Source organism: Nitrospirillum amazonense, from assembly GCF_007828035.1.
Taxonomy (GTDB): Bacteria; Pseudomonadota; Alphaproteobacteria; order Azospirillales; family Azospirillaceae; genus Nitrospirillum; species Nitrospirillum amazonense.
In genome coordinates this window covers 37934-53231 of sequence record NZ_VITV01000010.1, presented here as the reverse complement: position 1 = coordinate 53231, position 15298 = coordinate 37934, and the positions used below count along the sequence as shown (strand labels likewise).

Genomic DNA, 15298 nt, shown 5'->3' with positions numbered 1-15298 from the left:
AGGGTAGGGTGGATGATCGGTTCAGGCCCTTATATCAGCCGGGGCGGCGGGGCCAATAGCGTTGGTGGAAGTATCCCGGTAATTGTCCTGATCGTCCAGGGGAACCACCGCTTGTCGAGCGATACCGCGCGGCACTCCGGCCGGGAAGGGACCAGCCATCCCCCAAACGGTAAGGATGGCCGGCTTTCGAGAGCCTCAGATCGGGTAATGGCGGGGGCCGGTCTGGATGGTGACCCAGCGCAGCTCCGTAAACTCGGCTACGCCCCATTTGCCGCCGAAGCGGCCGTAGCCGCTGCTTTTCACGCCGCCAAAGGGCATCTGCGCCTCATCATGCACGGTGGGGCCGTTGATGTGGCAGATGCCGGACTCGATGCGCTGCGCCACCGTCAGGGCGCGGGCGACGTCGCGGCTGAACACGGCGGCCGACAGGCCGTACTCGCTGTCGTTGGCCACGCGGATGGCCTCCTCGTCGCCATCGACGCGCATGACCGCGACCACGGGTCCGAAGGATTCCTCGGCATAGAGCTTCATCTCATGCGTCACGCCGTCCACCACGGTGGCCTGCATGATGGCGCCATCGACCGTTCCGCCGGCGGCGATGTGGGCCCCCTTGGCCGCGGCATCGTCCAGCAGCGCCTTGATGCGCTGTCCGGCCTGGGCGTTCACCAGAGCGCCCAGGATGGAACCAGGGGCGGACGGGTCGCCGGCGGTCAGGGTACGGGCCTTGGCCGCCAGCTTGTCCACGAAGGCGTCGGCGACGCGGGAGTCCACCACCAGCCGCTCCGTCGACATGCAGATCTGGCCTTGGTTGAAGAAACCGCCGAAGGCGGCGGCGGCAACGGCCGCGTCCAGGTCCGCATCGTGGAGCACCAGCAGCGGCGCCTTGCCACCCAGCTCCAGCAGGGCGGGTTTCAGATGCGTGGCCGCCAGTTGGGCGACGATACGGCCCACGCCGGTGGAGCCGGTGAAATTCACCCGCCGCACGGCCGGATTGGCGATCAAGCGCTCCACGATGGCCGGCGCGTCGGCGGGGGCGTTGGTGATGACGTTGACGACGCCATCGCCCAGGCCGGCCTCGGTCAGGATCTGGCCGATCAGGCGATGGGTGGCGGGGCACTGCTCGCTGGCCTTCAGCACCACGGTGTTGCCACAGGCCAGCGGCGTGGCGATGGCGCGCGTCCCCAGGATGACGGGGGCGTTCCAGGGGGCGATGCCCAGCACCACGCCGCAGGGCTGGCGCAGGGCCATGGCCAGGCTGCCAGGCACGTTGCTGGGGATGACCTCGCCATTGATCTGGGTGGTCATGGCCGCCGCCTCGCGCAGCATGTTGGCGGCCAGCATGGCGTTGAAGCCGTACCAGTTGGGCATGCCGCCGATTTCCGCGGCGCCGATGGCGATGAAATCCGCCGTGCGGGCGTCCATCAGGTCGGCCGCCTTCAGCAGGCGTTGGCGCCGCTCCCCAGGGCTGAGCGCCGCCCAGGCGGGGAAGGCGGACTGCGCCGCGGCCACGGCGGCGTCGGCATCGGCCGCGGTTGCCGCCGCGGCGGTGGTCACGACCTTGCCGCTGACCGGGTTGGCACGGGTGAAGGTGGCGCCGCCGGCGGCGGGCACGTCGCGTCCGCCGATCAGCAGGCCGATGGTGGTGGTCGTCATCGGGACCCTCCCTGGGGTTTTATCGTTGTCACAGGCCGCCAGCGCTGTCCCCCAAGACGTAAGGATAGCGTCCCGGGAACTGGGCGGCGGCGCTTATCCTTACCGCCTGGGGGCGTTTAAGCCCCCGCCTCTCAAGAGCCGCGCTTGTAGGTCTGCAGACCGGGCTTGATGCTCTTGTCGTCCAGGAATTGCTTCAGGCCCTGCTCCCGGCCCTTTTCCGGGTCGCGCAGCTGGGCCTGGTCCAGCTTGGCGTACAGGTAGTCCTCATTCTGCTCCCACGTCAGTTCGCGGCAGCGCTTGAAGCCGTTCTTGGCGGCGCGCAGCACCACCGGGTTCTTGGCCAACAGGACCCGGGCCAGCTTGGTGACCTCTTCCCGCAACTGGTCGCGCGGCACGCTCTTGTTCACCAGGCCCATCCGGGCGGCCTCCTGGCCGGTGAACGTCTCGCCCGTCATGATCAGGTGCAGGGCGGCGCGGTGGCCAATGGTGTCGGCCAGGGCCTTGCTGACCAGGTTGCCCGGTGGGATGCCCCAGTTGATCTCCGACAGACCGAACACCGCCTCATCGGCGCAGATGGCCAGATCACAAGCCACCAAGGGAGAGAAGGCGCCGCCGAAGCACCAACCGTTGACCATGGCGATGGTGGGCTTGGCATAGAAGCGCAACAGCCGCCATTGCCAGGTGGACGCGTCGCGGCGCACCTTTTCCTGCAGGATTTCCGGGCCGGCGTCGGTCTCGCGAAAATATTCCTTCAGGTCCATGCCCGCCGTCCAGGCGTCGCCGGCGCCGGTCAGGACCACCACCTGGGCGTCCGCATCCAGTTCCAGCGTTTCCAGCACATCGACCATGTCCCGGTTCAGGGTCGGGCTCATGGCGTTGCGCTTGTCCGGCCGGTTGAGGGTGACCCAGGCGATACCGTCCACGACATCGACTAGGACGGTCTTCCAACGATCCGCATATTTGGACTGGGGCATGGGCCTCAGGGCCTCCTCAACTGCATTTCTTTAAAGGGCCGGTTCGCGGCCGGTTATTAACTTATATAGAATAACTATTATGAGCGCAATAGACCGCACGCGGCGGGCGTCCGCATTTGCGACGTCGCAAATGAAGGCCGCCGGGACGGTGGCGGACGCGGAATCCGGGTGTCAGGGATCAGGCACGAAAGGCGCGCAGCCGGTCGGCCGCGGTGGCGCTCAGGCTGGCGCCGATCATCGACGGGATGACCAATGTCACGGTGGTGCCCTGTCCCAGCACGCTGTCGACCGTCAGGTTGCCCTTCAGCCGCTGGGTCACGTGGTTGTAGGCCACGTGCAGGCCCAGGCCGGGATGGCCGCGACCCCGGGCGGTGGTGAAGAACGGGTCCAGGATGTGGGGCAGTACCTCGGCGGAAATGCCCCGCCCGTTGTCGGTCACGGAAATCAGCACCACACCGCCCTCGGCCGAGGCCGTGACCGTCACATGGCCGTGGGCGCCCGGGTCGAAGGCATGGTCGGCGGTGTTGGCCAGGATGTGCGTCAGGGCGTTGACCAGCGATTCCGGCACCGTGGGCACGACCAGGCCATAGGGCACGTCCACCGTCAGCTCTATGGCGCCTTGGGCCAGGGCTGTCCGCGCCACATTGGCCACATCGGGAAGCAGGGTGGACAGGTCGACCTCCGTCACCTTGCTTTCGCCGTCCTCCGCCGCGATGGCGGTGAAGCTCTTCACCAGGGCCGCCGTGCGCTTGGTGTTGCGTTCCACCAGGTCGGCCAGGTCGGACCATTCCTCCAGCCCGGTTTCCAGGGCGTTGCGGGTCAGCTTGCCCTGGGCGATGTTGTCGCGCACGTCCTCCAGGCTGCCGCGCAGGCTGCCGGCGGCGGTCAGCACCACGCCCAGGGGCGTGTTGACCTCATGCGCCACGCCGGCCACCAGGCGGCCCAGCGAGGCCATCTTTTCCTGCTGGATCAGCTTGGACTGGGTGGTGCGCAGATCTGCCAGCGCCTGGGCCGTTTCCATCCAGGCGGTTTCGGCACGGCGGTAGGATTCCGCGTTTTCCAGGGCGATGGCGCTATAGGCGCACAGCGTGCGGAAGATCATCTGTTCCCGGTCGCCATAGGCATGGTCGGCGACCACCACCAGCACGCCCAGCACCCGGTTTTCCACCACCAGCGGATAGGCCAGCGCCACGCCGTCTTCCACCGTCTCCGTCAGTTCCTGCCGGCTTTGCGCCGCGCGGGCGGGCAGGGACAGTGGATCCTCCAGGTAGACCGGCTCGACGGCGCTGCCGTCGGCGGTGGCGGGTTCCAGGTACGACCCCTGCAGTCGGTACAGCACCAGGCGGTGGCCGGTCAGCAGCTCACCCACATAGCGCTTCAGCGTGCTCAGCACCGCGTCCAGGATCAGGGTGGCGGTGATGTCCTGCCCGGCGTCACCCAGGCGGCGCAGGATGGCGGCGGACTGGGTCAGGGCGGCGTTGGCTTCCGTCAGTTCCACCGTGCGCTGCGCGACCACGGCCTCCAGCTCCTGCTGGCGGCGGCGCAGAATGGCGGTGCGGCCCCGCACCAGCAGGCCGACGGCCCCGGCCAGGGCGACGATGCCCAGCATTTGCGCCCACCAAGTCTGGTACCAGGCGGGCAAGACGGCCAGCGGCACCGTCAGCTCCGCCGTCGACCATTGGCCGCTGCGGTTGCTGCCCCGCACGCGCAGGGTGTAATTGCCGGGCGGCAGGTTGGTGTAGGCGATCTGCCGCCAGTTGCCGTCGATCTCCAGCCAGTCCCGGTCCAGCCCTTCCAGCTTGTAGGCGTAGCGGTTGCGTTCCGGAGCGGAGAAATCCAGCGAGGCGACCTCCAGGCGGAAGCCGTGGTCGTCGGGATGGATGGTCAGGGGCGTGGTGGTGTGGGCCACCTGCGACCCCGGAATCTGCCGCCGGCCGATATAGGCCTGGGTCACCACCACCGGCGGCACAAAGGTCCAGTCGGCCAGCAGGCGCGGGTGGATAAGGGTGACGCCGTCCTCCGCCCCGAACAGGATTTCACCGTTGGGGCCCTTGGCGACGGACGTGGACCAGTGGGTGGTCAGCCACACGCCGTCCGACCGCTGGAAGGGGCGGATGGCCATGGTGATGGGATCGATGCGTACGACCCCGGTATCGGTGGACACCCAGATGAAGCCGTCCTCGTCCTGTGCCACGGCGTTGGCGGTGGCCAGCAAAGGCTCCACATCGCTGGCCAGGAACTTCACCGGCCGCCGGCCCTTGGCATCCGGCTTGCCGATCATGGCGACACCCTGGCCGTAGATGGTGGCCCATAGCCGGCCCTGGCGGTCGGTGGCCAGCGACGCGATGTTGTGGCTGGTCAAGGTGGTGGGGTTGCCGCTGTCCAGGTCGATCTTCTGAACCGTGCCGCTGTCGATGCCGGCCAGGTACAGGCCGCTGTAAGTGCCAATCCACAGGCCGTGGTCATCCGCCAGTTGCAGCACCGTGATGCGCTGATCCTGCAGGCCGCCGGTACCCTGGCCCAGCGGGTGCGCGCTTCCCGTAGCGGGATTGTAGGCCCAGACGCCGACGTTGGAATCGCCGATCCAGAGGTGTGTCCCATCCCATTGCAGGCTGGAGATGTTCAGGGCGGCATCCAGCCCCGGCACCCGGGTCAGATGCACGGCCCCGGCGCTGAGGTCGGTGCGGTACAGGCCGTCGCGGGTGCCGATCCACACCGTACCGTTCTGCTGAACCGCGAAGGATCGGGCCACCTTCGCCGGCAGGGCGTGTTCGGGATTGCCGGGGTCGGAGGCCAGGTGGGAAACCAGCTGCCCCGAAGCGTCTAGGACATCCACGCCGCCCCGGCCGCGACCCAGCCACAGCTTGCCATCCGGGGTGACCATCAGCGAATGGGCGCTGCGGTCTTCCGTCTGGGGGTTGGAGGAGATGGGGGTGAGGAAGCGGAAAGCTTGCGCGGAGGGATCGAAGCGGCACAGGCCGGGATAGGTTCCCACCCAGACCAGGCCCGCCTTGTCCTTGTACAGCGACAGGATGTTGTCGTTCAGCAGGCTGTCCGGAACCGTGCGGTTGCGTTTGATGGTCTTGGCGGCGCCGCTGGCCAGGTCCACCTCCAGCAGCCCGTCGCCCATGGTGCCGATCCAGAAGACGTCGGGCTGCACCTCAAGGATGGCCTTGACCCAGTCGCCGGCCACGCCCGCGAAGGATGCCGGCACGGCCTGGAACTGCGGCACGCCCGTATTATCCAGCTGCAGCAGCAGCACGCCGTGGCGGCTGGTGCCCAGCCATAGGCGGCCATGGCCGTCTTCGTACAGGGTGGTGACGCCATCCATGGCCGCGGACCGCGGCAGGGTTAGGCTGCGAAATTCCGTCTGCCCCGGCGGCAGATAGGCCAGGCCGTTGGCCGTTCCCACCCACAGATATCCCAGATGGTCGCGCTTCAGCGCCTGGATCTTGTCGCCCACCACGCCGCCCGCCGGATTGTCGGCGCCGTGCAGGTGCGTGGCCGGTTCCTGGTTGGCGGCCAGGTGGTCAAGCCCGCCCTCGGTTCCCACCCACAGGCCGCCGGCCCCGTCATCCTCGATGCTGCGGACGTCGATATGGCTCATCGTATCCAGCGGCACGCGCACGAACCGGTCGGTGGCGGCGTCGTAGCGCACCAGGCCGGCGGCGCTGGTGCCCACCCACAACCGCCCTTGGACGTCGGTGTGCAGGGTGCGGATGTTGCTGTCGGGCAGGCCATAGGGCCCGGTGGCCCCACCGCCATAGGATTTGAAACGATAGCCGTCGAAGCGCGCCAGGTCGCCGGCAGTGCCCACCCACAGAAAGCCCTCACGGTCCTGCTGAATGGCCGTGATGTATTCGATGCTTTTGCCTTTGTCTTCGTTGTACCGGGTGAACAGATCGATGACCGAATTACGCCACATCTCGGTGGCACGCGCCGGTGCGGCCGTGAGAATTGGTAAACAGACGGCGATCAGTACGCCAGCCCGCCCGATTTTATTGAGCGATCTTCCAATTTCCTGAACGAAATTCAGCATGAGGCTCATCTTATACGTCAAACGGCGGCGTCAGGGTAATGACCGATCAGTCTGTCGCGATATGTGCCTCCCGGTAAAACGGGGCCTTGGCAAGCCAGGCCGGATATACGATGGCGTACCCGGACTTTCTGCCAAGACCCCGCAGTAATTTCACCTGCTTTTATTCTGCAGAGACGTTTTGGTCCTGCACGTCTTCGACCGAAACGTTCTGATCCTGAACGTCCTCGACGGAGACGTTCTGGTCTTGGACATCTTCGGTGGAGACGTTCTGGTCCTGCACGTCCTCGACGGAGACATTCTGGTCCTGGACGTCCTCGGTGGAGACGTTCTGATCCTGGACGTCTTCGGTGGAGACATTCTGGTCCTGCACGTCTTCCGTAGAGACATTCTGATCCTGGACGTCCTCGGTGGAGACGTTCTGGTCCTGGACGTCTTCCGTGGAGACGTTCTGATCCTGGACATCCTCGGTCGAAACGTTTTGGTCCTGAACCTCTTCGACGGCGGCGACGACCTTCACCGGCGTTGCCGGCTTGGCGAAGGCGGCCAGCCAGCGCTGCTCATCGGCGTTCAGCGCGCCGAAGCTGGTGACATAGCGCACCGGATCGGCACGGAAGGACTGGGCCGCGTCGGGGTCCAGGGCGATCTGCTGCATGGCCTGGAAGTAGGCCTGGGACATGGCGGGCGGGGTGGATGGCACCAGCGTGATGGGGGCGGATTCCGCCGCCGGCACGGGTAGGGGCTTGCCCACCATGGCGCTGATGCCCAGCCGCTCCGCCATGGCCATGTCGTTGTCCAGGCTGTCCTTGGGCGGGATGTACAGGGTGCTGGCCTTGCTCAGCCGCTTCAGGTTGGCGGGGTCGCGGTACGCGCCCAGCTTCAGGCGGCGCAGCACGGGCTTCTGCCCTGGGCGGGTGGCGCCGACATAGTCCACGCAGGGATGGTTCTCGCCATAGATCTCGATCAGGCGCTCGAACAGGATGGCGCGGCGCTCCAGGTTGTCGGTCACCGGGCGGAACAGGTCGCCCACCGGGCCCACCTGCATCAGCACGACGTGCCCGCTGGTCACCAGCGGCCGGTTGCGCAGCAGGAAGTCGGTGGCCTCCATGGCTTGGTAACCGGACTGGCTGGGGTCCACGCGCAGGTCGGCGAACAGGTAGTCCAGCGACGACACGCCCGGCAGCAGGCAGGTGTCATAACCCTCGGCCTTGGCGGTGGTCAGGGCCAGGCGGGCGGGGGCGACGTAGAAGCCGGGGTGGCCGTAGAACACGCCCGTCACGCGGCGGCCGGACCGCACCTCGGCCACCATCACCTCGGCCATCTGCACATAGGTCAGGCTGCGGCGCTTGTCCGCGCCGTACAGCGTGGTGAGGTCGATGACGTTGGGGTTGAGGGCGTGCAGGTCGGCCAGCATCAGCGGATCGCGGATGCAGTGGAACACGACGTCGGCGTGGCGGATGTGGCCCTCGGCTTCACGGGTCAGGTGGCCCAGCGCCTGGATGCCCGTGCCCACAATGGCCAGGCTGCCGCTGGATTGTTTCGCTTTGGTTTCAGTCAGGATCGCTTGGGTATCCGCAATTCTGGTGTCCGGCATCACTACCCCCATCGGTTGAGTTTGTAGTTGGGCAGATAAGCTACCAGTCTACAATCAGAACGGGTAGATGGAATATGGCATCCGGGCAGAATCCCCCTTCGCCCCGAGGGTGCGAGGACAGGCGCAGCGGGGCGAGAGGGTCCATGTCAATGGTGCGTTAATGGACCTTTGCAATCGGGTGGAGAGTTGGATGATAGTGCCTCGGCTTCCGCCTATCCGCAGACCAGGGGCGCTTCGTTGTTTGATATCGGCTTTTCCCGAGTGTGGCCGCGCCACGCGTTCGCCGGCCTTGTCATCGTCTGTTTGGCAATCGGGGCTTCGGCCGCATGGTCCGACCAAGCACGTGCGGCGGGCAAGGCGGAGTCTGTGGTGTCGACCGCCGTCATCGGCAGCTGGCCGGTCGACCTGCATCCGCTTCAAGGCGACGAGTTCGGCCACGTCATGGCGAAGCGCTTCGTCAACCGGCCACTTCTGGAAGCCGGCCCGGGTGGACTGACGTGCGTTTATTGCGTCTCGGTTCCCTCCGTGGCCGATGGTTCCTTGCGGACGGTGCGCGATTCGAATGGAACCTGGATCACGATCGCGCGCTACATCATGCGCCCGGATGTGCGATGGGCTGACGGTGTCGCCATGACGACGGCTGACGTCGCATTTACCTGGGACGTCTTAACAAGCACCGGCCGCGGCCTGGCGGACTCTGACCAGCGCATCATCAACGTGAAGTCAATTCAGGTGATCGATGAGCGGCGGTTCGACGTCGTTTACACGGGCTCCGCCTGTAGCGACCAGCTCTCAGTGCCGCCATTGCTCCCGGCTCATTTGGAAAAGCCGATTTGGCAATCCAACCCAGCGGAATACTTCTCAAACTCGCTTTACCGTACGAAGCCAGGCACCCCGGGTCTTTATAGTGGTCCGTATCGGGTGGTGGCCGCCGACGGCACAACCTTGCATCTCGAGGAGAATATTTACTGGCCGGGGCAAAAGCCCGCCTATGGAAAAGTTGACCTTCTGGTTCCGGCCAACCAGGCCGCCCTTGAAACCGCCGTCCGCGCTGGAAAGGTGGATGTTTTCACTACCCTTACCTTTGATGTCGGCAGCCGGCTGGCCCGGGATCTGGCCAATGCCTACAACGCTTTTTACGCGCCGTCCGATTTCCTGGTCCACCTGAAGGTGAATTTCACTAACCCCATCCTTTCCGACTTACGGGTCCGGAAGGCCTTGTTATTCAGCCTGAACCGCGACGCCCTGGTGAGTTCGGTTTTGGAGGGGAAGGGGACCGTCGCTCAAAGCCTGTTAAGTCCCTTCATGCCCGGATATGCTCCGGTGAGCCGGTATCCGTTCAATCTCACCAAGGCCAACCAATTGCTCGACGTCGCTGGTTGGGTCAGGGGGCGTGACGGCATGCGCCATAACATATCCGGCGTGCCTCTACGGTTTGAGCTGCGATATAGGGGAAACCATCCCTGGCCCCAATTGGCGCCGCGCCTCGCGGAGGCTTGGCAGGCCGTTGGCGCGCAAGTCGACCTGGTGGAAGACGCCGCCCTGTCTGGCGATGCCGTGGATACGACCCAGCGGTATTCCGGACTTGTCGGTTTCTCCCAGTCTTTGGAAGGGGGGTTGGAAGCCGCCAGATTCTGGTTCCATTCGACGATGATCCCGAACGCCGCCAACGGCAAGCGGGGGAATAACTATTTCGCCGTGCGGATCAAGACGCTGGATGACGCCCTGGATCATTTGACCCAGGCGGGCTGTGCCGTTGATCCCCGGCGCGACGCGCTGACGGAGGTTCAAAAGGCTTATGCGGATGATTTGCCGGCGTTGCCGCTGTGGTTCGGCACGGTGATCACGTTGGCGAACAAGCGCATTGACGGTGCGGTGGATGCGCGCACCTTCGCGTCGGCGCCGGTGGAGTATTGGCACCCACGGCTGTGAGGGCGGTTGGGGCCAGCCCCGCGTGGTCACGGCTGGGGTGGGCTGCTTATTTTCTGAGCGGTGGCACCAACATGGTAATCTCCCAGGGCAATGTGGCGACGATCGCCAGTCGTTAAATAACTCTGTGACGCAACTGGTGCGGGTGCTATGACCTTAGCTCCATGAAGGCTGTGGCAGCGGTCTCCAAAAAGCCAGGCGGGTGACAGAATTGGGAGCACTGGTGCGGGGCGATAGCGTCGATATGGGCCGGCGGGACGCCGGCGTCCTGGCACAGTTGCGACAGGGCGCGCGCATCCGGGCGACCCTGCGCATCCTTCTGCCAGTTCTGGCGGCGGGGTTCCTGATGGTCGCCCTTTTTGGAACCGGCGAACGGACCCTTTACCGCCTGACCGGCGCCATTGATCAGATTGTCGACCGGAACCTAGCCAGCAGCATCAAGCTGTCGGATATAAATACACGGGTCCAGGCGGTGAACGCGCGTTTCAACCGGCTGCTGGCGGTCAAGTCGGCCGGGCGGCAAGCCATCGATGTGTCGGTCGAATTGGGGGCGATCACGGCGCAGGTCGATCTTCTGGCCGCCGATCTGGAATCTTATCGCGACCTGTACGCCACGCCCGACCAGCGGCCGCGCGTGGACGAAATCCTCCACAGCTTGGCCGATTATAAAGGTGCCGTCGCCTGGGTTGGTTCCATGCTGAGCATAGATTTCGCCAGCACGGTAAGTTTCATCGAGCCTTTTGGGGCCGTGTTCGGCCGTATGCAGGTCGATCTGAATCAGATCGTCATGGAAACCGGTAAGGACGCCCAGTCCAAGGCGGAGGAGGCGACCCGGCAAGCCGCTGAAACGGTGCGCACCTTCCTGTACTCGGCGGTGGCGGTCATGCTTGGCGTGGCGATACTGGCTTGGTTGATCGGCCGGTATCAACAGCGCCTGCGCATCAATTCCGAATTGCTGCAGCAACAGGTGGAGGCGCGTACGGCGGAACTGCGTCAGGCGAATAGCGATCTCGCTGACTCGGCGGAAACTTTGCGGCAATTGGGTGATGCTGGCCGGGCGCTGACGGCCACTCTAGACTTGGCCGAGGTGCACGACGCGCTCCACCAGCATTTGGCCGATCTCATCCCGATGGATGCCTTTGGTATCGCCCGGCGGTCAGGGGATGGCCGGGAGCTGTTGTTCGATCGCTTCATCCTGCACGGCGTCCCTATTTCCATTACCCCTCGGGCCCTGTCCGTCATCAACGAACCAGCCGCCCGGGCCCTTAACGAGGAGAAGGAGGTCCTGATCCAGGGGGAGGAGGCGCAGCGATGGGCGGCGGCCATTACCCCCGGTGGGTTGGTTGGTGGGCCGATCCAGGCCGCCATATGGTGCCCGCTGGTGGTCTCCGGCCGCGTGCTGGGGCTCATCACCGCCCAAAGCCGTGACATCGATGCCTATGGCCAGCGGACCGCCGAGGTTCTGCGGTCAGCATGCGCCTATGCAGCCATCGCCATAGCCAATGCATGTTCCTATAATGAATTGGAAGCGACGCTGGCTGAGTTGCGGGCGACTCAGGACAAGCTCGTCCAGCAGGAGAAGATGGCGTCACTCGGCCGCTTGGTCGCCGGCGTGGCGCATGAGATCAACACGCCCTTGGGCATCGTATTGACGGCCGCGGGAAGTCTGCATGGCGGGGTCGCAGATCTAAAGGCCGCAATGGGCCAGGGCAGGCTGACTCGCGCCGCCCTTGAGCAAGGTATTGCCGAATGGAGCGACTTGGCGATGGTCGTGGAACGCAATGCCGCCCGCACCGCTACCTTGGTCAAAAGTTTTTCCGCCGTTGCCGTTGCCGAGGGCGACGGCCGCATCCTGGATACCGATCTGTCCATTTTGCTGACGGATGTGGTCGCTCTATTTCGGCCCGCTTTCGACAAGGGCGGTATTGGTCTGACTCTTAAAATAGAGGATGGGCTTTGCATACGCACGGTGCCGGAGCTGCTGACGGATGCTTTGACGCGCATTCTGGCGAATACCATTGACCATGCCTTTTCAGACCGGCAGGGCGGCGAGGTTATGGTTTCCGTGGTGATGGATACTTTTGGCAGCGTGGTCTTGACAGTCGCAGACAATGGCTGTGGCATTCCCGCCGACGTTCTTGCTCATGTATTCGAGCCCTTTTTTACCACGGCCCGTGGCAGCGGCCATCCGGGATTGGGGCTGCATGTCGCCTTCAATCAGGTGACGCAGCGGCTAAAAGGCAGTCTGGTGGTAGCGAGCGAAGCGGAGGGTGGTACCCACGTAACGATTCAAATACCGCCATTGACAGTATAAGAAATCTACCCTCTATGAGGGTGCTATACTGATGTTTGACACTCATTAAGAGCTATGTTTCGCATGGGGCATGGTATAAGATGCGCAATAATTTGCCTTGTGCGTGAAAGATGAGGGGAAAATGACGCAATTTTTACGTGAAATGTCTCCCGAGGATGTGCAAAAGGTCCTGGGACGGGCGCTGTTGGAGCCCGGTTTCCGTAAGCAGTTCCTGGCTGACATTCCGGGAACGCTTGCCACCCTTGGCTTCAAGGCCTCGCCCGAAGCCCTGGCTTTCTTCGCCAAGCTGGGCAACCAGCCTTTCAGCGATGCCGCCAGCGATATCGAGGGCTTCTTCGCGGCCAATCCGCTGCCCAATTCCTGGTTCTGACAGTCCTAAAGATAAGGGCCCGCTCTAAGTGGCGGGCCCCATCCTTAATATATTAGCATAATTGACGTTAGTATTCAGATGAACCCACCTGTGGTTTGGGGTTCTTGTTTGCTCACATCCAGTAAACCAAAAGATCGGGAGATACTTCTATGTCGCAGATCGTTGCTGATATTGAGCAAAATTTGGTAGCCTTCGGCCTCTCTGCTTCCGAGGCGAGCGAAGCTTTCCTCCGTGCTCTTAAAGAGCGCGACATTCAAGATGAGGAAATGCTGCCCGCTGCGAACCTTCCGATTCCCAGTGTCTGGTACTGATTTGATCATGGGCGACGCGCCCTAGTGAGAAACTCAGTAGGACGCATCGCTTGTTCTGAGGAATTTCAAGGCACGCGCATGGCCGATGGATCGGGAATGATGAAGGCCGGTGACGGCCGCACCCTGCTGGTGGCCATGCCCGTCGCCGCCCTGCATTATCCCGTCATTGGCCTGTCCCTGCTGAAGGGGGCGCTGGCCCGCCAAGGCGTGGCGGCGGACATCCGCCATTTCTACCTGGATTTCGCCGACTATATCGGCTTCGACGTCTATGCCGCAGTGGAGGACAGCCGCTATTTCCTGGCCATGGTGGGGGACTGGGTGTTCGCCGGCGCCGCCCATGGCACGCCAGAGGGGGGCGCGCCGGAGGGGGAGCCGTTCACCTTCCTGAACGGCCTATTGACCGGGGAATACGGCCGCTATTTCGGACCGCAGCGGCTAATGGGCATTCTGGCGGCCCGCAACAAGGCGGCGGGCTTCATCGAGCATTGCTTCGGCCTGGTCGACTGGTCGCGCTATGCCGTCGTGGGCTTCTCCACCTCCTTCCAGCAGACCATGGCCTCGCTGGCGCTGGCGCGGCGGATCAAGGCGGCGCATCCCCACATCCTGATCGTCTTCGGCGGTGCCAATTGCAGCGACGAGATGGGGGTGGAGCTGCACCGCCGCTATCCCTTCATCGACGTTGTCGTAGGCGGCGAGGCGGAGGAGGTGCTGCCCGAGCTGGTGCGTCGCCACGCGGCGGGGCTGGATCTGGCCGGCTTGCCCGGCACCACCATCCGCGCCGCCGATGGGACGACCCTTCCGGCCACCGTGCCCGCCGGCATGGTCACCGACATGGACAGCCTGCCGCCCCTGGACTATGCCGATTTCTATGCCGACCGGGCGCGCCTGCCGGCGGTGGCTGACCGTTTCCCGGCCTTCCCCCTGTTCGAAAGCGCCCGGGGCTGCTGGTGGGGGCAGAAACACCACTGCACCTTCTGCGGCCTGAACGGCCTGGGCATGGCCTATCGCAGCAAAAGCCAGGATCGCGCCTATGCCGAGCTGACAGAGGTGGCCGACCGCTATGGGCGTGAGATCATGGTGGTCGACAACATTCTGGACAGCCGCTACTTCGGCGACTTCCTGCCCCGCCTGGCGGCGCTGGACCGGCCGCTGCTGCTGCATTACGAGGTCAAGGCCAACCTGCGCGCGGCCCAGCTGGCCCTGCTGGGGCAGGCGGGGGTGCGCAAGATCCAACCGGGTGTGGAATCGCTCAGCACCCCGGTGCTGGCCCTGATGCGCAAGGGAACCACCCTGTTGCGCAACGTTCAGACCCTGCGCCTGGCGGCGGAGGCGGGCGTGTTGGTGGACTGGTCTCACCTCTATGGCTTCCCGGGGGAGACGGCGGCCCATTACCATGCCGCCGCGGCGGTGGTGCCCAAGATCACCCACCTGCATCCGCCCGGCGGCTTCCACCGGGTGCGCGCCGACCGCTTCAGTCCTTACTTCAACACCCCGGCGACCTTCGGCGTCACCATCCGTCCCGTGCCCGGCTACAGCCACATATTCCCGCACGACGAGGACGGCATCGCGCGCCTGGCCTATCACTTCGACATGACGCCCGCGCGGCCGGACGAGGATCTGGCGGCTGGTCATGCCGCCCTCGCCGTTCAGCTGGACCTATGGCGCCGGGGCGACGCGACGTTGACCCTGACGCCGGCCAATGACGGCACGGCGGTGGTGGAGGATGGCCGGGGTGCCACCCCCCGGCGACACGCGCTGACTGCCGTCGCCGCGGCGGTGCTGGATGCCTGCGCCGAAATCCAGGGTGCCGGCCCGCTGCTGAAGACCTTGGCACCCCGCTTTGGCGAGGCCGCCGTTTCGGCGGCGGTGGCGGAGCTGGAGGCGTTGGACCTGCTGCTGCGCGAGGGCGACGAACTGTTGGCCCTGCCGTTGCGCCAGCCGGGCTTCGACCGCGCTCCACGGCATGAGGAGATCCGCACCTCTTGGGGGCGCTCCTATTTCCATCACGTCCAGGCGGCGGCGCGGATGCCGGAACCGGCCGCCTGATCTTTGCCCAAAAGCTTGGCGCCGCCGCCGTCCGCGTCGGGTTGAGAGGGATTTGCGGGGACGGATACCTT

At 64.8% G+C, this 15298-nt stretch carries 9 protein-coding genes; 5 read left to right on the top strand and 4 right to left on the bottom strand.

Annotated features, from left to right (window positions below; genetic code table 11):
- Nucleotides 1-195: 195 nt before the first annotated feature.
- The 4 genes from FBZ87_RS23170 to FBZ87_RS23155 all read right to left on the bottom strand — a co-directional run bounded on the left by FBZ87_RS23170 (nt 196) and on the right by FBZ87_RS23155 (nt 8257).
- Nucleotides 196-1653 (bottom strand): aldehyde dehydrogenase, encoded by a 1458-nt coding sequence (locus tag FBZ87_RS23170; protein ID WP_145612968.1) that lies wholly within the window; start codon nt 1651-1653, stop codon nt 196-198.
- 131 nt (nt 1654-1784) lie between these two features.
- The gene (locus FBZ87_RS23165) at nt 1785-2627 is read right to left on the bottom strand and encodes a p-hydroxycinnamoyl CoA hydratase/lyase (protein WP_145612967.1); all 843 of its coding nucleotides are present in this window, start codon (nt 2625-2627) and stop codon (nt 1785-1787) included.
- A 178-nt stretch (nt 2628-2805) separates the two neighbouring features.
- Nucleotides 2806-6552, bottom strand: coding sequence for a two-component regulator propeller domain-containing protein (locus tag FBZ87_RS23160; protein ID WP_186454939.1), 3747 nt, complete (start codon nt 6550-6552; stop codon nt 2806-2808).
- 274 nt (nt 6553-6826) lie between these two features.
- Complete coding sequence (locus FBZ87_RS23155; RefSeq protein ID WP_186454938.1) at nt 6827-8257, bottom strand: SAM-dependent methyltransferase; 1431 nt, start codon at nt 8255-8257, stop codon at nt 6827-6829.
- Nucleotides 8258-8443: 186 nt separating this feature from the next.
- Between FBZ87_RS23155 and FBZ87_RS23150 the strand changes: the two genes are divergently transcribed.
- From FBZ87_RS23150 to FBZ87_RS23135, 5 genes are all read left to right on the top strand, one after another.
- Nucleotides 8444-10189, top strand: a complete 1746-nt coding sequence (locus FBZ87_RS23150) for an ABC transporter substrate-binding protein (protein ID WP_145612964.1) — start codon at nt 8444-8446, stop codon at nt 10187-10189.
- Nucleotides 10190-10397: 208 nt separating this feature from the next.
- Entirely contained in the window at nt 10398-12500 is a 2103-nt protein-coding gene (locus FBZ87_RS23145; protein ID WP_145612963.1) for an ATP-binding protein, read from the top strand.
- 103 nt (nt 12501-12603) lie between these two features.
- Nucleotides 12604-12870 carry an Os1348 family NHLP clan protein gene (locus tag FBZ87_RS23140; protein ID WP_145612962.1) on the top strand — a complete coding sequence of 89 codons (267 nt, stop codon included), beginning with the start codon at nt 12604-12606 and terminating at the stop codon, nt 12868-12870.
- Nucleotides 12871-13019: 149 nt separating this feature from the next.
- Nucleotides 13020-13181: a hypothetical protein gene (locus FBZ87_RS29335; protein ID WP_186454936.1), complete on the top strand. Its 162-nt coding sequence runs from the start codon at nt 13020-13022 to the stop codon at nt 13179-13181.
- Between the two features lie 96 nt (nt 13182-13277).
- On the top strand, nt 13278-15227 hold the full coding sequence (locus tag FBZ87_RS23135) for a RiPP maturation radical SAM C-methyltransferase (protein WP_186454935.1): 1950 nt from the start codon (nt 13278-13280) through the stop codon (nt 15225-15227).
- Nucleotides 15228-15298: the final 71 nt, after the last annotated feature.